General features: G+C 64.5%; 22 protein-coding genes. 6 read left to right on the top strand and 16 right to left on the bottom strand.

All coding sequences use genetic code 11. The features are described from left to right. On the top strand, positions 1-819 hold an 819-nt coding region (locus ACWGKS_RS28890), incomplete at its 5' end, for a site-specific integrase (protein ID WP_452524831.1). Positions 820-1118: 299 nt separating this feature from the next. Here ACWGKS_RS28890 and ACWGKS_RS28885 read toward each other — a convergent pair. From ACWGKS_RS28885 to ACWGKS_RS28845, 9 genes are all read right to left on the bottom strand, one after another. Next, positions 1119-1619, bottom strand: coding sequence for a hypothetical protein (locus ACWGKS_RS28885; RefSeq protein WP_452456523.1), 501 nt, complete (start codon positions 1617-1619; stop codon positions 1119-1121). 13 nt (positions 1620-1632) lie between these two features. Continuing rightward, positions 1633-2094 carry an alpha/beta hydrolase gene (locus tag ACWGKS_RS28880; protein ID WP_452524828.1) on the bottom strand — a complete coding sequence of 154 codons (462 nt, stop codon included), beginning with the start codon at positions 2092-2094 and terminating at the stop codon, positions 1633-1635. Between the two features lie 61 nt (positions 2095-2155). Next, positions 2156-2569 carry a hypothetical protein gene (locus tag ACWGKS_RS28875; RefSeq protein ID WP_190318397.1) on the bottom strand — a complete coding sequence of 138 codons (414 nt, stop codon included), beginning with the start codon at positions 2567-2569 and terminating at the stop codon, positions 2156-2158. Positions 2570-2669: 100 nt separating this feature from the next. After that, a complete protein-coding gene (locus ACWGKS_RS28870) occupies positions 2670-4289 on the bottom strand; it encodes an alpha/beta hydrolase (RefSeq protein ID WP_452524826.1) in 1620 nt (539 codons plus the stop codon). Positions 4290-4313: 24 nt separating this feature from the next. Further along, complete coding sequence (locus ACWGKS_RS28865) at positions 4314-4640, bottom strand: hypothetical protein (RefSeq protein WP_452524824.1); 327 nt, start codon at positions 4638-4640, stop codon at positions 4314-4316. Positions 4641-5341: 701 nt separating this feature from the next. Next, positions 5342-6301 carry a c-type cytochrome biogenesis protein CcsB gene (gene ccsB, locus ACWGKS_RS28860; protein WP_452456609.1) on the bottom strand — a complete coding sequence of 320 codons (960 nt, stop codon included), beginning with the start codon at positions 6299-6301 and terminating at the stop codon, positions 5342-5344. 344 nt (positions 6302-6645) lie between these two features. After that, positions 6646-7242 carry a TetR/AcrR family transcriptional regulator gene (locus tag ACWGKS_RS28855; RefSeq protein ID WP_452456529.1) on the bottom strand — a complete coding sequence of 199 codons (597 nt, stop codon included), beginning with the start codon at positions 7240-7242 and terminating at the stop codon, positions 6646-6648. Between the two features lie 14 nt (positions 7243-7256). Next, the gene (locus ACWGKS_RS28850) at positions 7257-7964 is read right to left on the bottom strand and encodes an ABC transporter ATP-binding protein (protein ID WP_452456530.1); all 708 of its coding nucleotides are present in this window, start codon (positions 7962-7964) and stop codon (positions 7257-7259) included. Continuing rightward, a complete protein-coding gene (locus ACWGKS_RS28845; protein WP_452456531.1) occupies positions 7961-9079 on the bottom strand; it encodes an ABC transporter permease in 1119 nt (372 codons plus the stop codon). Before ACWGKS_RS28845 ends, ACWGKS_RS28850 begins: the two co-directional genes overlap by 4 nt. A 416-nt stretch (positions 9080-9495) precedes the next feature. On the opposite strand from ACWGKS_RS28845, the gene ACWGKS_RS28840 reads away from it, so the two are divergent. Next, complete coding sequence (locus ACWGKS_RS28840) at positions 9496-10002, top strand: flavoprotein (RefSeq protein ID WP_358510082.1); 507 nt, start codon at positions 9496-9498, stop codon at positions 10000-10002. 14 nt (positions 10003-10016) lie between these two features. Then, on the top strand, positions 10017-10340 hold the full coding sequence (locus tag ACWGKS_RS28835; RefSeq protein ID WP_358510079.1) for a helix-turn-helix domain-containing protein: 324 nt from the start codon (positions 10017-10019) through the stop codon (positions 10338-10340). A gap of 362 nt (positions 10341-10702) precedes the next feature. On the opposite strand, the gene ACWGKS_RS28830 is transcribed toward ACWGKS_RS28835, so the two are convergent. The 5 genes from ACWGKS_RS28830 to ACWGKS_RS28810 all read right to left on the bottom strand — a co-directional run bounded on the left by ACWGKS_RS28830 (position 10703) and on the right by ACWGKS_RS28810 (position 14463). Next, positions 10703-11326: a phosphotransferase gene (locus ACWGKS_RS28830; protein WP_452524820.1), complete on the bottom strand. Its 624-nt coding sequence runs from the start codon at positions 11324-11326 to the stop codon at positions 10703-10705. A gap of 193 nt (positions 11327-11519) precedes the next feature. Then, positions 11520-12428, bottom strand: a complete 909-nt coding sequence (locus tag ACWGKS_RS28825) for an aldo/keto reductase (protein ID WP_358510073.1) — start codon at positions 12426-12428, stop codon at positions 11520-11522. After that, positions 12425-13609, bottom strand: a complete 1185-nt coding sequence (locus tag ACWGKS_RS28820) for a cupin domain-containing protein (RefSeq protein ID WP_358510070.1) — start codon at positions 13607-13609, stop codon at positions 12425-12427. The genes ACWGKS_RS28825 and ACWGKS_RS28820 overlap by 4 nt, the downstream gene beginning before the upstream one ends. Before the next feature lie 16 nt (positions 13610-13625). Next, positions 13626-13787 (bottom strand): hypothetical protein, encoded by a 162-nt coding sequence (locus ACWGKS_RS28815; RefSeq protein ID WP_358510067.1) that lies wholly within the window; start codon positions 13785-13787, stop codon positions 13626-13628. A 208-nt stretch (positions 13788-13995) separates the two neighbouring features. Continuing rightward, the gene (locus ACWGKS_RS28810; protein ID WP_358510093.1) at positions 13996-14463 is read right to left on the bottom strand and encodes an ATP-binding protein; all 468 of its coding nucleotides are present in this window, start codon (positions 14461-14463) and stop codon (positions 13996-13998) included. 243 nt (positions 14464-14706) lie between these two features. On the opposite strand from ACWGKS_RS28810, the gene ACWGKS_RS28805 reads away from it, so the two are divergent. After that, positions 14707-15552 (top strand): helix-turn-helix domain-containing protein, encoded by an 846-nt coding sequence (locus ACWGKS_RS28805; RefSeq protein ID WP_358510064.1) that lies wholly within the window; start codon positions 14707-14709, stop codon positions 15550-15552. After that, positions 15549-15752, top strand: coding sequence for a DUF397 domain-containing protein (locus ACWGKS_RS28800; protein ID WP_358510061.1), 204 nt, complete (start codon positions 15549-15551; stop codon positions 15750-15752). Before ACWGKS_RS28805 ends, ACWGKS_RS28800 begins: the two co-directional genes overlap by 4 nt. A gap of 331 nt (positions 15753-16083) precedes the next feature. Here ACWGKS_RS28800 and ACWGKS_RS28795 read toward each other — a convergent pair whose 3' ends face one another. After that, a complete protein-coding gene (locus ACWGKS_RS28795; RefSeq protein ID WP_358510058.1) occupies positions 16084-16263 on the bottom strand; it encodes a DUF397 domain-containing protein in 180 nt (59 codons plus the stop codon). Positions 16264-16276: 13 nt separating this feature from the next. Further along, complete coding sequence (locus tag ACWGKS_RS28790; protein WP_358510055.1) at positions 16277-17167, bottom strand: helix-turn-helix domain-containing protein; 891 nt, start codon at positions 17165-17167, stop codon at positions 16277-16279. 186 nt (positions 17168-17353) lie between these two features. On the opposite strand from ACWGKS_RS28790, the gene ACWGKS_RS28785 reads away from it, so the two are divergent. Continuing rightward, positions 17354-17836, top strand: coding sequence for an ATP-binding protein (locus ACWGKS_RS28785; protein ID WP_452456534.1), 483 nt, complete (start codon positions 17354-17356; stop codon positions 17834-17836). Positions 17837-19778: the final 1942 nt, after the last annotated feature.

Genomic DNA, 19778 nt, shown 5'->3' with positions numbered 1-19778 from the left:
TCGGGCGTCGCGGCATGGGGCTCATGCTTGCGGCCTGACAGCAGCAGCGTGGGGGAAGTGCCCGGACCGTTACCCCTTCTCAAACACGCTCTGAGGAAGAAACCGTTGGTGTGGACCCCGGGTCGGGTTCGTCAGTGGGAGAAGGACGGGGGCATTCCGGGGGAGGTGATGGTGTGGACCCCGGAACAAACCAGGCGCTTTCTTACGCACGCGCGGAAGTACGTGTGGTTGCACCCGCTGTTCCACCTGATCGCCGTCAAAGGATTGCGTCGAGGCGAAGCGGTCGGCCTGCCCTGGTCCAACACCCGCCTCACCGATGGAGAGGCCGATATCCGCACCCAGGTGGTGCAACTGTCCTGGCAAACCTTCACCTCCACGCCCAAGAGCGAGGCGGGCCAGCGCACCATCACCTTGGATGCCGACACCGTCAAGGTGTTGCGGGGCTGGAAGAAGTTCCAAAACCAAGCCCGGCTCAAGGCCGGGGCGGAGTGGTCGGATTCGGGGTTGGTGTTCACCCGACAAGACGGGCAGGGGTGGCACCCCTCGCATGTGAGTGACTGGTTTACCCGCATCGCACGGGCGGCCGGGTTGCCGCCGATCACGTTGCACGGGCTCCGGCACGGGGCCGCCTCGATGGCTCTGGCAGCGGGAACGGACGTGAAGGTGGTCTCTGCCGAGTTGGGCCACTCCACCACCCATTTCACGCAGGACACTTACCAGACGGTGTTTCCCGAGGTGGCCAAAGCAGCGGCCGAAGCCACCGCCGCTTTGCTGCGCGGAACCTCGGCGCCGGTGAGTGGTTTGGTCCCGGTGCGGTAGCCGGTACCGCCGAGCACACCAGGAGCCCCACAAGGGCCACAGGCCCCAGGTGAGGATACGGGTTCACCCGTCCTGGCCTGGGGTTTCCTCATGTCTGGGGCCGATGGACCATCGGATCAAAGGGCTGGTCGAGGTTTTTCTGTATCTCCAGCCCTATGATTCTGTGCTGGTGGTTGTCCTGGCCGTCCTTATATATTTCCTGTTTCGATGTGGGTGCGAATCTTTCGGATAAGAGGAATGGGAAGTCTTCAGAATCTATTGCTGGACAGAGGGTAATTTCGGGACAGGTGCAAAAATTTTCAGGGGTTCGGGGTGCCCTCGGCCCACACGCAAGGAGAACTGGCAGCGAGAGAGAAACTTCCATCATCGCTTATACGCACGGAGACACTGAATGAGTCCTCAGCGTGATTAACCGATATCGATGTCTTCTCTGGTCGTCTGTCCCGCACAACCTCGTAGCCGTTACTGTTCCAGTACTCGAGTACCAGGTCGACGTTTGTCTCGTTATCCTCGACCCGCAGTCCGCGAACCCAGAAGGTCTCACTGACTGTGACTCGGTCCCTTGATCCGCCGTCTGTGGGGTCGTCACAGGCAGCGAAGAGGGTACCGCGCCTCGTCTCAAGTTCGGCTTCGTCAGGAAGTGCGGTGAGAGTACCGTCGATGTGTTCCTGGACCTTTGTGGCGGCCTCGCCTTGGGTCATGGACTCGTTCATCTCGGTGTTTCCATCCTGTGTCGATCCACACGCGCTCAGAGCCAGCCCGAGGGTGACAACGCAGACCAGTCGTGATGTCAGTGTCATGTTTGTTCCCTAGTCAGTGCTGGCCGACGATGATTTCGCCCATGTGCTCCAAGGAGGCGGTGTCCTCGTGGAAGTATTTTGAGTGGGCGTCCTCAAGCAGCCACTGGCCTCCTTCACTGCCCTCGTCGGATTCGAACACGGTTGCTCCGAATTCGGGGCTGGTGGGGCCGGTGCCGTGTGTCAGATCGGTGAGGCTGGTGATTCCGTCGTTCTTCGCTGTTGTGGCGTGCACGTTCGCAGGAGGGAACCGGAGTTCGGACGCGTGCTGAGCGCTCGTACCAGAGTTGCCCACGAGGACGATCTCGTCGGCGTTATCGTCCGCCTCGTTGGCAGTATCCACAAGCCAGTTCGCTCGGCCCATGTGGGTATCGGTGCTCTGCCAGGTGGTCGTGGCATCTGGCGCGAGGGTGGCGTCGTTGTCGGCGGTGTCGGGATTGTCGTTGGACACGGTCGCGGTCGTGAGCGTCTCGGCCATCGTTATCTGCAGTGCAGGGAGTTCCCCGGCCAAGAGCGTGCCCGGCCGGGCGCAATCATCCTCAGGGCTTTGGAGTTCCCTCTGGCCACACGCAAGGGGAAGAAGCGCCAATCGAGAGGCTGCCCTCGTCGCTGACTTGGACGGATACGTTGAAAGCGTCTGTTTCATTTTCCACGGTCACGAACAGCTCGTCTGGACGTAGATCGTGAATTACCTGATATCCGTTATTGGCCCAGTAGTCGTGCATTAGTTCGATGTTGGACTCGTTCTCCTCGCTTGGGAGCCCCCGGATCCATAGTCTTTCGCTGACGGTAACTCGGTCCTTCGGTCCACCATCAGTTGGATCGTCGCAGGAAGCATAATTCATGCCTTGCCGTGTTTCGAGTTCGGCTTCGTCTGGGAGTGAGGACATCACTCCATCAATGTGCTCCTTGACCTTGTCGGCGGCTTCGTCTTGAGTAATTGTTTCTTCCATCGTTGCTCTCTGTCCGGGTTCGGTACTGCAGGCTGTAAATGTGAGGGAGGCCAGGGTGGCACAGGCCGTAATCTTTAGTCGGTTCATTTTCATAATCATTCTAGTGTTCTGCAGCGATGACTTCTCCCATGTATTTCAGAGAGAGCGAACCATCCTTAAAGTATTCCGAGTGGGCGGCTCCGAGTGGCCACTGGCCTCCTTCGCTGCCCTCATCGGATTCGAACACGGTTGCTCCGAATTCGGGGCTGGTGGGGTCGGCGCCGTGTGTCAGATCGGTGAGGCCGGTGATTCCGTCGTTCTTCGCTGTTGAGGCGTGTACGTTCTCAGGGAGGAACCCGAGTTCGGACGCGTGCTGGGCGTTCGTGCCGGGGCTGCCTACCAGGACGATCTCGTCGGCGTTGAGGCCAGCCTCGCTCTGAGCGGTGTGTCCGACGACAGTGGAGCCGTAGCTGTGCCCGATGACGGTGTTGTTCGAGCGCGTGGTGTTCTCGTGGGTGGCACGAAGACCGTCCTGGAACCGGCTCAGCTCATCGACCGCACCCTCGGCGCGCCCGGTTCCAGCCGCCTCGGCGAAGTTGGGAGCGTCGTAGCCGATCCAGCTGATCACGGCATGTTCATCGTTCTCCGCTGCGTCGTTCGCGGACTCCATGAGCGAGTTCGCTCGGCCCATTTGGGCGTCGATGCTTTGCCAGGTGGTGGTGGTGCCTGGGACGAGGGTGGCGACGTTGTCGGCGGTGTCGGGGTTGCCGTTGGACACGATGGCTCGCCCGCGATCGTTGGGGTCGAGGGCGAGCAGGTATCTGTCGGCGCCTTCGGCGTTGAGGTCCCCGTGCAGCCTGGTCAGCGTATTGAGTTCTTCTCGGAGCTTGGCCGGGTCGGTCGGGGGGATGTAGACGTTCTCATCTCCATCACCATCGGAACCACCGATGATTTCAACAGCCTCTGCGCGCTCTTGTTCGATGTCCTCGATCTCTTCCTCCAACCGTTCGATCTCCTCGTCCAGGTGGTCCCGGTTGAGTTGGTCGCGCACAGTGGTGGGGACCCCGTCCAGATCGCGCAGGAGGTCGGGGTGATCCTCCATGACCTGCTGTTGTTCGGATTCGTCCAGGGAGTGCCACCAGGTGTTGACGGTGGAGGGGTGATCGTCCGGGCTGGGAAGATCGTCGGGGAGCATGCCGGGGTAGTTGTCGCCGAAGTAGGAGAGCTGGGTGCCGGTCAACAGCCCGGTTTGGGCCATGCGTGCCAAGGCATCTGCGGAGGGTCCGTTCCGCAGGGAGTCGGAGGTTTCCTCGGCCTGGTCCATCAGGGTGTTCCAGTAACCCTGGTGTTCCTCCAGGAGCATTTCCTTGAGGAGATCGACGGGTTCTTCGGCGACCCTTTCGGCAAGGGCCGTGTTGAACCTGTCCTCGAGGTTGGTGCGCTTGGCCCGGTAGTCCTCGATGTCCTGGGCCCACTGTTTCAAGGTGGCGGCCCCGTAGGTCAGATCCCGCGTGGTGTCCTCCCACAGGATGAGTTCGTCGGCGGCGGCCGTGGTGATGTCCCAGGCCACAAGATCGGTGAACTCGCCCGCGCTGCTACGGAAACCGGCGTCGGTCTCCTCTGTTTGTCCGGTGAGGGACAGACGCAGCTCTACCAGGGCTTCGGCGCCGCTGCGGATGGTGGCGGGGTCGGCGTCGATGTCGCCGGGAAGCCCCAGCGTGGGGGTGGATCCAGTCGTCATGTCGGTGTGCTCTTCTGGTCGGGGTCAGAAGTTGACGGGGATGTCCAGCAGGTCCAGGCCGTCGCGGAACTCGTCCGAAGCATCATGGTCGGTGGCCGCGATCTCCAGGTCGGCTCCTTGTACGTCTTGGGCGAGGTTCACGGAGTTCTGGGCGAGTTGGCTGATGTTTTCAAAGGTCTTGATCTCAAAGCTCTCTACGCCGGAGGCGACGTAGGAGGAGACGGCTTCTTTGAGTTCATCGGTGATGTCTTCGAGGGCGGGGGCCGCTGAGATGGTGCGGATGGCGAGTTCCTCGGCCTGTTCGGCTTCGTTCATCGCTTCGATGGGGTTGACCCCGGTGGAGGTGGACATAGGGATTCCTACTGGTTCAAGGCGTGAGGGAGCAACCAGGACGTTACCGTACGTAGTAGCCACGATTCAGGGCGAAACGGTGTTTACTGCTGTCCGGAAACGGCCATGGCTCCGCGAGGTCGAGCCCCATCTGCACTCACCTTGTACTGGGGAGCACACCAGGAGCACACATCGCCCAAAAAAGCCGCGAGGACCTCTTCCGAGGTCCTCGTGAACCCCGTTTGACCTGGGGTTTTGTGGCGCACCCGGCAGGATTCGAACCTGCGGCCGTCGGATTAGAAGTTCTATGGTCGCGTACCGTCACGTGTCGCTACGTACCGTTCCGTCCCACGCCATCCGAATCCGGATACCGTTCTGTGTCATGGCGTTCCGCCCGGTGACGTCCCGGTCCAAAACTGCGGAGCACGAACGGAGCACGCAAGCGGGGGAAGCGTCCGATGGTTAAGGGCGAGGTTTTCGGAGGATGGCTCTCGTGCCCTTGCAGTGCGTGCTCTACCAGCTAGCAACGGTTTCAGTTGTACTGGCTGTTGGGGAGGCCGTGAATCCTCCTGTTGGTGTAGCGGTCGGTCGAAGAACCCGCTCAACCTCCTCAGGGCTCGGCCGTGCCGATGACCCTCCATCACACCCGGCACAAAACACCGAAAGGAAGGGCCTTTCGCCGCAGGTGTGTCTTCCCGAGGCGAAGAGCCCTCCCGGTTTCCTCAGGCGTAGGAGTGCAGGCCACTGAACATGTAGTTCACCGCGAAGAAGTTGAACAGGACGGTAGCGAAGCCCAGCACGTTGATCCACGTCGCCTTGGGCCCGCGCCATCCGCCGGTCGCCCGCGCGTGCAGGTAAGCGGCGTAGATGACCCAGGAGATGAACGACCAGACCTCCTTGGGGTCCCAGCCCCAGAAACGGCCCCAGGCTTCGTCCGCCCAGATCGAACCGGCGATGATGCCGAATGTCCACAGCGGGAACGCGAACAGGATGAACCGGTGCGAGATGCGGTCCAACAGTTCGGGGCTGGGCAGGCGGCCCGCGATCCCGGCGACCTTCTCGCCTCGGGCACGCTTCGTCTCAGCCCGGTGCGAGAGGAGATAGGTGACTCCGGCCGCCCCCGAGACCATGGAGGCGCCACCCGCGATGTTCACGGCGAGGACGTGGATCGGTACCCAGTAGGACTGCAGCGCTGGGATCAGCGGTCCCGGGTCGACGTACAGCCAGCGGACGCCGATGCCCAACAGGATCAGCACCGGTACTAGCACGAACACGCCCAGAAAACGGGCCCGGTATCTCCAGGAGGCGTACAGGAGCCCTCCGACGGCTACCAGGCAGAGAGTGACGACGAACTCGAACATGTTGCCCCAAGGCCAGCGCCCCGCGGCGAGTCCCCGGGTGACGACCTGCGCCAGAGTGAGTAGGAAACCCGCTCCGGTGATGGCCAGGGCCAAACGCCCCAGGGCGTTCCTGGGTGCGGTGGTCTTTTGTTCGGCGCGTTCGGTGGTGATCACATCCAAGGGTCGGTTCTCCTGCTCTGAGCGGAGCGTCCTTCGACCCCAGAGCCGGCTTCCTGAGATTTCGGTGCGTCGGCCGAAGGCAGCCTCCAAGGCGAAGAGGAGTAGGGCGACCGCGTACGTCACCACCATGGCGATGATCAGGGTGTCGCTGGCCGAGGCCATGCTCTGTGCGATTTGATCGGGGCTTTCGCTGTTCACATCATTTTCCTTTTCGGTGGTTTCGGGCACGGCGCAAGTCGAAGGGGAGAAGACCCGGGGTTCGGCGTGCAGCCCGAAACCTTGGGAACAGGTCCGTTCGGGGCATGCCTGACACGCTGCTGCTCCTAGCGGTCGGCGACGATCAGTCCGGGAAGACAGGATTCTGTGGACGGCAGAGCCACCCCAGGGCCGTCAATAGGAAAAGGTGCTTTTGTACGGTGGTAGGAACAAGAGGGCTCCGCACGGGCTCAAAGGATCACGGTCGATCCTGGCGCCTTCCCGGGCCGGTAGGCCCGAAAAGAGCGAACTCAGGAACTGTGCCGGTTCTCCTGGGCCGTGAGGAAGGGGCGGAGGATTTCTTCGACCCTCGCCGAGGTGTCCTCCAGGGAGATACCGGACTCGATCATGCGCGAAGCCTTGTGGACTACGGCGTTGACCAGTTCCGCGGTGGCCGACGGGTTCGGGACTCCCAGAGCTTCCAGCGCCTCGGTCAGAGGGGCCGAGAGTTGGTCGTGCATCACGCGGCTGCGCTCGGCGAAGTCCGCTCCGGGCGAGGCGGCGGCCAGCGCTCCGGCCACCGCGTGCTCTCCGTCGGCTACCAACCGCAGGTTGGCGTTGGCGTAGGCGAGCACGCGCAGGGCCGGGGACGGTTCCCCGTCCATCGCGCCGGTCACCAGTTGCAACCAGCGGGGGAACAGGTCCTCGACCAGTGCGTCGAGCAGATCTTGGCGGGAGTCGAAGTACTGGTAGAGGCTGGAGCGCGCCAGGCCGACCCGGGCGGCGACCTTGCTCAGGGACAGGGCACCGCCGCCGACCTCGGCCAAGATCTCCCGCGCCGCGTCGAGCACGGCCCGACGCTGGTTGGCCTGGTGGTCAGCGAGCGTGGCCGCTGTGATCCGAGGCAAGAGCCCCTCCGTGCTCATTCCGATAGACGACCGTCCGTCATCTGCACGATCCGGTCGCAGTACTCCAGGACATCGTGGTCGTGGGTGACCATCATCGTAGCCACACCGGAGCGTTTGGTCTCCTGCGCGAGCAACCGGACGATCTCGTGACTGCGGGCACGGTCCAGCGCCGCCGTGGGCTCGTCCACGAGCAGGACCCCGGGCTCGCCCATCAGAGCGCGGGCGATTCCAACCCGCTGGCGCTCCCCACCGGAGAGCTGATGAGGCCGCCGGTTCGCCTTGTCACCCATGCCGACCTCTTCCAGGAGCCGCTGGGGGTCGCGCTTTCCGCCCCCTCGACCAAGGTGGGACATCATGCGCAACTGATCGGCGGCGGTGAGGGCTCCGAGCAGGTTTCCCGACTGGAACACGAAACCGATGTGGTCGCGGCGCAAGCGTGCTCGGGCCCGCTTGGACAAGGCGGTGATGTCCTTGCCGTTGGCACGGACGATGCCGGAGTCGGGCACCGTGAGGGCGCCGGCGACGGCGAGCAGGCTGGACTTACCGGCGCCCGAGGGGCCGACCACCGCGACCAGCTCACCGGGGCGCACGGCGATGGACACGTCGTCCAGGGCGGTGACGGTGGTGTCCCCATCGCCCAAGCGCAGGGTCACGCCTTCGAGAAGGAGTCCCTCGGCGTTCCTATCGGTGGGTTCTGCGTTGGATGCTGTGGTGATGGTCATCGCTGTCCTCCCAGGGCAGCCAGAGGGTCGATCGAGGAAATACGGATGATTGCGGCCATCGCGCCGAACAGTCCGAGAACGATCAGCAGGACCACCGCCGTCGCGACCGCGGCCCCCTCCAGGAGGAAGGGCACCCCTGAACCGGTGATCAGGGAACCGGTTCCCATGCCCACACCGAGCCCGAGGGCACAGAACACGACCAGGATGACCAGCGCCTGTCCAAGGCCGTCGCGCACGAGGTAGCCGGTGGAGGCGCCCATCGCGCGCAGCACGGCCAGCTCGTGCTTGCGCTGGATCGTCCAGACGGTGAAGAAGGCACCGATGACCAACGCGGAGATCGCGTACAGGAAGGCCTTGATCAGGTCCAGGGTCGAAGTCTCCGCGCTGTATCCGGGAGAGGCGGCGAAGGTCTCCTCCAGTGGCAGGCTCATGGTTCCGGCGGCGCTGTCGCCTGCGGAGTGGTCGATTTCCTCACCGGATTCCGCGCGCAGGGCCACGGCGGTAGCTTCGGTGTAGACGGCGGGATCGGCTTCCTGCTCGGGAGTGACACCGGCGTAGATCTCCTGCCAGGTCTCCAGAGGCAGGTAGGCGATGTCGACGTGGCCGTAGGTGTGTTTGTCCTCCAAGGATCCGACGACTTCCAGTTCGGTGCCCAACCGGTCCACGGTCAGGACATCGCCCAGGGTGATGCCGGCCTCGATCGCGCTCTGGGAGACGACCAGACCGTCGCGCTGCCCCAGGTCGTCGCCTTCGTGGGCCTGCGGAGCGAGGAAGGAGTCCTCCTCCACACCGAAGAGGGCCAGGTCGATGGGCACGTCGTTGTCGCTGCGGGCGTTGACGAGCAGGTTGCCGAAGAGCGCGGCCTCAGCGACATCGGGCTGCTCACGCCACTCCTGGAGCTGCTCCTCGTCCACACGGCTGCGGGAGAAGGAGGAACTGACCTCTGTTTCCTCGTCGAAGGCGAAGCTGTGAACGGGAAGGCGCTGGAGACCGGACACCCCGTCCTCCACAAGGCCCGAGGACAGCCCCGACAACAGCACCATCAGCACCGCGATCAGGGAGACGACTCCCCCCATCAGTCCGAAGCGGGAACGCGCGAACCACAGTTCGCGCATGGCTAGAAACATGTCGGACCTCTCTGCGTGCATGTGAGGGCGTCACTTGCCGACGCCACGTCGGTAAATATACCGACGGGGCGTCGGGAAGAGTTTCGGGGGGTACCTCAGGGCGCGTTCGTTGGATCCTGGGCGGTGGGCTGGCCAGAGCTCGCACGTCACCGAAGAGCGATGGCCGCGCCCCGAGGGGTGCACGGGTCTTCAACGCCCCTGCGAGGGATATCAACAGAAGTGGACCTAGCGCGACGAGCTGTCCTCATCGCTTCTGCGAGGTAGCAACGCAGGCGAAACCTCCGGCGTCTGAGCGGCCACCAGTGTTGTGTGCCGGGATCGCCTCCCGTCACTCGCTACCATCCCTCATCTGAGGGTCGAGAAGTGGCGGCTCGCCAGCACGGCCCGCCTCTAGACTCGAGCTCATGCCGAGAACCCTGTATCTGGTGTTGTCCGGAGCCCCCGCGCCGGAAGGGGCGACCGAGCTGGTCCAAGCCCTGCACAGCCACGGTTGGCAGGTGACGGTGTTGTCCACCCCCACGGGCGCGGACTTCCACGATCAGGACCAGTTGGCGGAACTGACAGGCGAACCGGTGCGCGTGGCGTTCCGGATGCCTGGCCAGGGCAAACCCCTTCCTCCCGCCGATGTGGTGTTGGCCTGTCCGCTGACCTTCAACTCCACGAACAAGTTCGCCCAGGGGCTGGCGGACAACTTCGCGATCGCCTTGCTGTGCGAGATGGTCGGATACGGGGTACCCACCGTGGTGGTGCCGCACTGCAAACCCCAGCTCGCCACCCACCCGGCCTTCGTCCGCTCCCTGGAAACGCTGCGCGCAATGGAGCCGGTCACCGTCCTTCACGACCCCGACGCCCCCTATGAGGACCGTCTGCCCTCCTGGCAGCAGGTCATCGACACCGTCAACCGGCTCTGACCGAAAGGCACAGCGTGGACCCCGTCACTCGAGGCCAGACGATCAAACGCGCCCGACGACGGCACGGCTACTCCCAGAGCGTGCTCGCCGGACTCGTGGGACGCTCCGAGTCCTGGCTCTCCCAGGTCGAACGTGGCATCTTGTCGGTGGACTCCCACGAGATCCTCATCCGCCTGGCCCGCGTCCTGCGCCTGGACCTGACCGAGTTGACCGGAACCGAAACCGAGGCGGTCACCGACATGCGCTACGACGCCGCCCGCGCGATCGAGCGGGCCATGATGCGCTACTCCACCCTTCCCCAGCGTTGGACTTATTCCGCATTCGAACGCTTGGGTTGAACCCGGGGGGGCTGAACGTACCCGTCACGTATCATATCCCTCGAGACCGCTCCACTGATTCTTGGAATCGGCGCAGGGTTTCGGTGTGAGCACGCCGTGGGCGATCCACGCCGCGGAGTACGTGGACGAGAACCCGTACATCTGACCGTTCACGGTCAACGCCACCCTCCAGTACATCGTGGCCACGTCTCCCGTGGTGAGGGTGATCGAACGCGGCGAAAGCGTCGATGCCTTCACGGTCGTAGCGGTGTATCGAGTGCTCACCCTGGTGTGAGGGCCTTCCTGGCCCGCAGAGCGGCGTATACGGGTCCGAGTGGGAGGACGGGCAATTTCGTCTCGACAGCGGTCATGAGGTGCTGTTCTCAGCTTTGGGCCGGCATTTTGGTCAGGTGCTGACGTACGTCGGGTTCCAGACGCTTGTGTACGGTGTCGCGCTCTGCGGCTTGGATGATCTCGGCTGCGATCACGAGTTGGGCGAGCCGGCCGCTGGGCGTGTTCAGCACGTCGGCAAAGGCGTTGCGAACCTTCTTGGCCGTCTCCGGCCGGGGCAGTGCGTAAGCGTGCAGGACGGCGGCGTCGTACCCGGCGGGGGCGAGGCCCCACCCTTCCCAGTCGATGATCTCCAGCGGGTCTGAGGTGAGGTTCGCCCAGTGTAGATCTCCATGAGCTGTCTCCCACTTCGGCACGGTCAGGTCCCTTCCCGCCAGTTCGGGGATGAACCGGGGGATGCGGTTGATGAACTCCTGTGTCATGACCTGGCGGCCGAGTGAGGTCGGAGTTTCACGGAGCTGGTCCATGCCATTGCGCAGTTCTCGCCACCAGCGGCCGGACACAGGGGGAGGACCGGTCAAGTAGGGGAACTCCGACAGCACCTGTCCTTTGAGGTGTTCCCATAGCTGAGCCTGGAATGCCTGATCGGCACGCTTTTCGGTCCATGCGTGCTCACCGAGCAGTGCTGGACGCGGTATCGCCTCGTCCAACAACACGTCTGCGAGTCCGGGGCCCTCCCACCGTTTCCCGCCTGGTCGAGGTGCGCTGTTCAGCCGCAACCAGGCGGGGACACCTTTGAAGGAGACCGGCCCGCTGATCGTTCTCCCGACCACCCCTCCGCGCAGCTCGGCTCCGGGATCGACCGCGACACTGAGAGCGCGAGCTGCATGGTGCCATCGAGGGATCAGGTCAGGGGACGGAGGCGAGGAGGTCACAGATCTCCTTGAGTCGGAGCGGAGACAACGGGTGGGAAGCGGCCACGTCGGCAGCCTCGTACCAGTGTCCGGCCTGGGTGGTGCTGACCAGCAGGCCGGTGAGTCCTGGTGTTGAGGCGGCGACTTTGAGAGCGGCCTGCGCGCCTGTGGAACCGGAGGAGACGTAGTCGGCCAGACGGTCATTGATGTGTGGGATGAGGTCCCCACCGTGGAGCGGAGCGGACCCCCACACCTCCAATCCTGCCTGCTCAGCCGCAGGGATGGGGCCCTGTTGGATCAGAGCTTCACGGAGGGGTTCGACCTCCACCATGGACACGGGCAACTGGATGGCGGACAGGCCTGTTCGAGACCCACCCGCCGCTTCCCGCGCGAGTCGCAACAGCTCAGGGACGGTGAACATGTCTTCGCTGAATCCGCTCCACGTGGCGATGCCGTAGCCGAGCAGAGTACCCGCGTCCCGTTCTTCTTCCAGAGCGAAGAACGCACGCCGGATGCCGGCGTGCAAAGCTTCCCGATCTCCGGTGCGGTGTTCGGGGCTGTGGAGGTACACCAGATCCAGACTCCTGCGTTGCAACTCTGCCCGAGACATCGCCACCTGATGGGTCACGTAGTCCGGGGTGATGCTGTGTCGCCGCAAGGCGTCGGCTTCGGAGATCACCCCGCTGGACAGTGCCGCCCAAGCCTGGTTGGTCGTCATGTGACCGACTTTGGTGGCGATCCGCATGTGCGGGTGTGCCGCGAGTACGGGCGCGATGGATGCCTGGTGGGTTCCGTCCCCGTAGACCGGGGCCGTATCGATGAGGGGACACCCGGCCGCAGCCGCGATGCTCGCCGAGGTGACGGCATCGCGGCTGCGGTAGGTGCCCAGGCCGAGCAAGGTCATCCTTCTTCGCCTTCCCAGACAAGGGCACCGTCCTCCAACAGCCTGCGGAGAAGGCCGACGAGGGTCTCCCGTGGGATGCCGGGGTCGAGCCGGCACAGTTCCTTCACCGTGGCGCTGTGCTGTTCGTCCAGATGGGAGAGCAGCGGGAAGACCTGGGCGGCGAATGTCCAGCGTCGTCCCTGAGCGAGATAGGTGAGGCTGCCCCCGGTCATGCTCAGGGTGCCTCGCTTGGTCGCCAGGCGCAGCCGAGTGGAATCGGTGAGCTCTCCGGTTACGGCGATGGGCAGGCTGAACGCCGCGCGAGCCGTGGCGGTCTCGTTCTGTCGCCCCCAGTACGCGCGCACCACGTCCGGGTCCTGGAACCGGGCGGTGATGAGCTCGGACATTCGGTAGGACCAGTTCGAGAACTGGCGGGGGTCACGCGGGACGTCGGTGCGGACCTCGTCGTGTTCGACCATGCCGGCGGTCAGCCAGGTGAGGAAGTCGGCTCCGGTTGTAGTGTTCAGCCCGCAGGTCAGGTGGAGGCTGGGTTCGCCTTCGGAGGCGGCGACCGCGTGCCAACAGCCTCGGGGGACATGGAGGATGTCGCCGGGTGCCATGACGAACTCGTCGATGGGGACGGTGGGAGCGGCCTCCTCGAACTCGACGTCGTTGTGCAAGGGGGCGGTCCGGGTGGTTCCGTAGATGCGCCACCGTTTGCGCCCCGCAACCTGGAACACGAGCACGTCATGGTCGTCCCAATGGATGCCGAACCCCTCCCTGGGTGTCCAGGAGGCGTAGGCGTTGGTCTGGATTCCGGTGCCCAGCCAGGACTCCAGACCGGAGACCGTCTCACCGATGGGCGAGTGCATCTCGTCGATCGCGTCCACCACCAGCGTCGCGCCCTCGCGGAGCTGTTGGTGGAACAGGTGGGGGGCGGGAGCGTCCCAGTCCGGCATGCGTCGGTAGCGGCGCCGCTGTGTATAGCGGCCCACGTCGATGCTCTCTCCAGCGGACAGGCGCAGGCGAGGGCTGTTCAGGCGTTGGGTTGCCAGGAGCCGGTTCAGGTCCTGCCAGGTGAGCAGGTGCGTGAAGACGTCGGTGGCGTTGTCGGGGGCGGGGTAGCGCCGGTGGTGGCGGCCGAGCACCTGGGCGGGGAACGAGTCCCCGCCCAGACGGCCGCTGATCAGGTCAGCGGACAAGATTGTGCCTCAGTTCCTAGTGGAAGCCGTCGTTGGTGTCGGAGCGGCCGGTACCGCCACCGTCGGAGGGCTGGTCGCCACGCGAGCGCAGGGTGGCGATCTCCTCCACCGACACCAGCAGGTCGTCCACAGCGGTTGGGGGAGTCGAGACGGGGGCGTGCGTGTTGACAACGGTCATGCTGTTTCTCCTTCGTTGTGGTTGTGACGTGTTCGGGTAGACGCAGGGGAGGTGCGCGTGCCGGGGGAAGAAGTACGCATGGCTTGGTGAACATCGGTGCTCAATCCCGGGATGTGGTGAGCGAGCAGGTTGGAAGGGTGTGACGGGTCGGGGCACACCCGAGGGGAGGGTGTTTCCCGAGACTGGTTCACTGCACGGCCACGCCTGGTCACAGCGCGGCTGTGGCGCGCAGGTCGGAGCGGTGCACCACCGCCCACACGGTGAGCGGTTCGCCGATGCTGCCGAGTACCCCGAAGCGTCGGCTGATTCCCTGCACGAGGGCCAGGCCTCGGCCGTCTTCCGCGTCGGCTTCGGAGACCTGGACGGAGGGGAAGCACAGGCGCGAACCGGGACGTGGCCCCTGGTCCAGGACACCGATACGGATCACGGAGTTTCCAAGGAAGGCCACCTGCAGGGTGAGAAAGCCGCCTTCGTCCCCAGAAGCGGAGTGCGTACAGGCGTTGGCGGTGAGTTCAGCCACCAGCAGTTCGAGGAGGTCCGCTTCGGTGGTCGGGAGCCCGGTCACGTGGCGAACCCAGGCGCGGGCTTCGCGTACGGCCGGTGATGCCGAGCTGAAACAGGCTGCGTGACGCCGACCAGAACAACGGGAGAGCTGACCGGTGGAGTACCCGGGCACACGCCGGGGAAGTCGAGGCGTCACCACTGTCGAGGGTACGGAGATCGTCGCTGCGTGCACTGGTCCACCACCTGCGTTAGCCGTGCTCTGAGTTCAGAGTTCCGGAGTCGGTTCGGATTCTCATGGTGAGGTGCGGAATTACGCAGGTAAAGATGCCTGTCAGTACTCCGGAACTATCGCGATCACTGCGGAACTTGTGGGAATCAGTCGACGCTGAGTGGAATTCTGAGACAGGCTGTGCACATGCCCTCCAGCGACACCACGAAAACAGACAAAAGGGTTCTTATTGCCTACGGGGCTGAGGTGCGGCGGTTGCGCAAGGAGTCCGGATTCACCCAGACCTCGCTGGCCAAGAAGGTGAGCTCCTCGAAGACAGGGGTCTCCGACCTCGAACGCGGGCTCGTGACGCCCTCCGCGCAACTCCGCGACGGCCTGGACAAGGCCCTGGCTCCCGGAAAACTGAAACACCTCTGGAAGGAGCTCACCGGTTCCGGCGGTGAGATCTGGAAGTTCGAGATCGCCGGGATGATCGACAGCGCCGCGGCCGTCTATGAGTACGAGATCATGGTCTTCCCGGCCTACATGCAGACACAGGAGTACGCCCGAGCACTCATCAGGTACGCGGCCCCCTGGCTCCCGTCCAACGAGGTAGACGCACGGGCCAGGGAACGTGCCGAACGCGCGGTCAAGATCGCTGCCGCCCCGACGCCCCGCATCTGGGCGGTCCTGGACGAGTCCATCCTCAGCCGAAGGTACGGTTCCGCTGAGATCGTGCGGGAGCAACTGGAACACGTGGTGGCACTCGCCGAAAGTGAACGTGTCAGCATCCAGATCGTCCCCGCCTCGGAACCTCGACATCCCGGTAATTCGGGAGCCTTTAAGCTGATTACCACGGATTACATCCCGGAGGTGCTCGTTGCGGAGTCCATCCGTGAAGGACAGGTGATCACCAACACGGTGGAGGTCGCCAACTATCGGATGGCCTACACCGCGCTACAAGGAGTAGCCGGCAGCCCGGAGCAGTCCCTCGCCAGGATCCGGGAAGAAGTGGAGCGGCTCCGTAATGAGCAAAAGAGGTTGGAGCGATGAACAAGTCACCGGTGTCACCTGGTACGGACTGGCATAAGAGCAGTTACAGCAACGGGGGCACCAACTGTTTGGAGGCCCGTGAGGGCGCTCGAGGAACGGATGTTCGCGATTCGCAGCACCCCGGCCTCGGCCACCTTCGATTCGCCCCGCCGGAGTGGGTCGGCTTCCTGCAGGGCGTGAAAGCCCATCGCCGCACGTAGCAGCACCTACCGCCCCGGAGTCTCGTTGATCCGGGGCGCTCCGTTGTTCCGTGTGTCGTAACGACGAGAGCGACCGCGTGTTCGCAGGCGAGGCGAGCTCTCCGCTTTCCCCATCCGTCGGTTGCTTTCGTTCCGGTGCAGACGAACCTCCAGGATCGGCTTTTTCAGGCGCGACCTCGAGCTCCGCCTGGCCCTGTCCCGGTGGGGACTCACCGAGCCCTGGTGGTGCGTACGCCCGCTCCTGCCCGAGCTCGTCGGAGGCCGAGACAGGACGGCGCCCAGCGCGCACCTTCTCTTCCTCCGTGAACACCTGGAATGGGTGGCTCCAGCGTCAGTTCGCTCTGATCCCGGACAGGAAGTCGGCCCAGGCCTGGGTGGGGAAACCCAGTACGTCCAGGTGGGGGTTCTGGTTGTCGCGGACCAGCGTGCTGGGGCCTTCGGAAACCTCCACGCAGGTTCCGTGCTCGTTGCTGTAGCTCGACTTGTGCCAGGGCGTCGTCTTGTCGTTCATGTGGGGACCTTCCTCAGGGGAGTTCGGTGATCCGGGCACGGATCAGGTCGCGGGAGCGTTCGGGGGAAGCGGCCGCGGCCCGCAGGTGCTGGGACCTGAGTTCATGGTGTTGCACATCCTCCTGGGCGTCGAACAGCAACCCCTGGGGTGGGACGTCCACATGGCCCACGCGGTCGTCGCCGATCCACAGCAGGGAGAAGCCGTAGTTCAGGCTCATGCCCTCGGACTGCGGGAGCACTTGGAGGTTGATCGTGGGGTGCTCGCTCAGCTCCAGGAGGTGCTGGAGCTGGGTGCGCATCACCTTGTTACTACCGATCTGGCAGGTGAGGACGGGTTCGTCGATCACCCACCACATCTGCGGGGGAGCCTCACGCCGCAGGATGCTGCGGGTTCGCTCCACACGGGCTTCCAACCTGCGTTCGCGTTCGGCTTCGTCGGGCACCGCGCCTCGTTCCATGAGGGCCCGGACGTAGTCGGGGTGTTGGGCCAGGCCGCCGAACAGCCCGAGCGTGTATTCGAAGATCTGCTCGGCCTCGTACTCCAACGGGTAGTACGCACCGCCGGGGACGTCCTCGTAGGCGTTCCACCAGGCTGCGGACCGGTTGCGGCTGGCGGCCTTGGCGATGTGGGCGAGCTCTTCGCGGAGTTCGTCAGGGGCCTTGTAGAGGCGGCACAGGGCGTCGATCTCCGGTCCGCTCAGCCGTTTCCACTTGCCGTTCTCCATCCGGGAGACCTTGGACTTGTGCCAGCCCATCGCCTCGGCGGCCTCCTCCTGGGAGAGCCCGGTCTGGGTGCGTAGCCGTTTGAGCCGGCTGACCAGGTAGTGCCGTCGGGCGGGTGAACCGTGGACCGGAGTGCCCTCGGGCATCTCCACCTCCTGTCGTCGCTGTGCTGGCGTTGTCATCTTCCCACTGAAAAAGAAGCACGCATCGTTACTCATTGTACGCATATCAACTTGCTGCGCTTGTAATTTGCGTTGTTGCAAATCAATATGGACCTACCGCAGATCGATAGCCGAACCGGTGGGAGACCTGCGGTGCCGATTCAGAGGTGACACGGGTTCAGAAGCGAACAGACGAGGTGGTGCTGGATGAGCGGGGTCATGTGCACGTGGAGGCGTCCGAGGGCGGCGGACGTGGGGCTCGCGCGAGCGCTGGTCGACCAGGCGTTGGCAACGGCCGAGATCGGTGAGGCCGGGCGAGGCGTGGCCCGACTGGCGGTAAGCGAGGCGTTCACCAACGCGCTGGTGCACGGCCGACCCGAGGTCGGGGTGGAGGTGTGGGCACGGTCGGGGCATTGCGGAGTGATCGAGGTGTACGACGCCGAACCGACCCTCCCGTGCTTCCCCGAGAGCGGGGAACTGGTGGGGCTCCTGACCGAGCACGGGCGGGGACTGGCTCTCATCCAGGCCTTCACCCGGCAGGTGTGCGGGGTCTACCGCTGTGGCCAGGGCAAGCGGGTGTGGTTCGCGGTGGACTGCGATGGGGCCGAACTCAACGCCCCAGAGGTGCGCGGCCTAGTCGAGGAGCGTGCCCGTCGCCGGCTTCCCGTGCCCACGATGCCCGTGATCTGAGCCGGATGACGACGGGAAGTGCAGCTCGGCTCTTCAGGGCCGATGTCGCCCGTGGTCTTCACGAACCAGACGAGATGAGGTGCCCCGGCTGGTGAGGCAACACCGGCCGGGGCTTGAAAACCCCCGGATGAGCAGGAGGAGATCGTGGAAAAGCATAGCGGGCGACACCGCAAGCGCCGACAGGGCTGGGGTGCACATCTGCGTTGGGCCCTCGGGGTGGTGCTCGCCGTCTTGTTCTGCAGCCCTACCGGGCGCAGTGCTCGACTCGCGGTCGAGGTCCGTCCACCACTGTCAGCGTGGCGTCCGGATGGAGGCCGTGAACCTGACCTGGACAGGGTTGTGGGCCAGGTGCGGGTGAAGGTTCCTCGGCCCCGTGCTGGGGAAGCGCACACGGACCCGCACACGGCTGGTCCGCCCCACCGGCGGGAGTTGTACACGGGTCGACACGGGTGGTGTGAGGACGATGACGGGGTGCGCGGCGTGCGCCTCTACCTGGCCGTGCACGAGAAGAACCAGCATGTCCGGCGTCGCGCGAAGCCGGTGTCACCGGCACCCCGCCGAGAGGGCACGGTTCCCGGGGCCACAGGAGTGGGTGGTGCTGAGCTGCCTCTTGATATGAGTGACTTGGCCGCAGTGGTGCGTCAGTGGCAGGCGCTGCGGCAGCCCGTGGCCTGACCTCGCACAGAAGCGTCCAGGGCCGTTCCCTTCCAGGGGCGGCCCTGTTGTGATGGCCTGGTCCGCCAGTACTGGAGATGGCGGGGTCGTGGGGGCCTGTCGACGTCGTCGACCGACGCGGTGCCGGTGAGTGAGATCCACTCGGTGGTCACCCGCACGGGCTGAGTGCGGCGTACGAGGGCGGTGGGGGATGGCAGTAGTGCTCAAGATGACGAATTCCGAAGAAAACTTGTGAGGGTGTTTCTTCGACGAATCGACACCACACTGTCGTGCTGGAAATGATCGAAGAAACGAAACCCATCATCCGATTCAAGGAGGGTTCTCCAGGTCGTCCCACACTCGAAGTCCTCGGACCCAGGTCTGTGTTGAGGGGCCTGTGAGAGCCAGTGAATCAGTACTCCAACGCACCCTCCACCGATCACTCCAACGACCCCTCCCGCCCTGTGGACCCCCCTGAAACACTCATTATCGCAGGTCAGGGCCGATTTTAGGGGTGTGACTCACGTCCAGACTTATACCCAGTGGGTAGTCACCTTCACGTAGGGGGCGGCGGCCCCCGGCGGTGGCCCCTTGGCCACTCGCCCCATGCGCCCCCTTCTGGTCCCTCCCCAGCCCGCCCCTCTGCCCCTTCTTCGCTCCTTGAGTGTTCACGCATGACTCAATTCTTCTAGGTGTTCAAGGGTGCATGCTTCGGCCGCAGTCTAAGTGGGGGCCTGATCGGTTCATCCTTGTTTGCGCTCGATTCTCTGATAAAGAATTGAGTGGCCAAAGATGTATTCTTGGATGTGAGGAATAGCGGCGCGGAGTGAGCGCGAGGCCTGGGGCGCTTCATGTCCGGGGCCGTGGTCCCCGGGCTCGGGGTTGGCGTGGGGTGCCGGGGCCGGGCGGTTCCCGCCCTGTTCGGATCGTGGGGCGGTGTGGGGCCACCAGCGCCCCGCTGTCGCCCCAAACACCCCGGCCCCGGCACCCCTGTGGCCAGCGCCCCACGGGGCCAGTGGTGGCCACGGCCATCGAAAAGGGCATAGCGCCCGTATCGGGCGGTGTCGGGGTGGGGAGGCCAGGCAGAGGGTGTTGGTCAAGGCGCTTGAGCGTCAGGGCGAGTTCGAGTGTGGGTGTTGGATCCTCGCGCTGCGTGGGCTTGCCTTGAGGTGTTGGCCGTGGGTTCGGCTGTACAGGTGGCCTCGGGCGGGTTGGGGCGCTCCAGCACGTACTTCACACAGCACACCTGCCAGAGCGTGTTCCCGCATACGGCGACGACGGAGGCCGG

The organism is Nocardiopsis sp. NPDC055879 (genome assembly GCF_053615935.1).
Note: the sequence above shows the minus strand (reverse complement) of the source record. Positions and strands in the feature narration are given on the sequence as shown.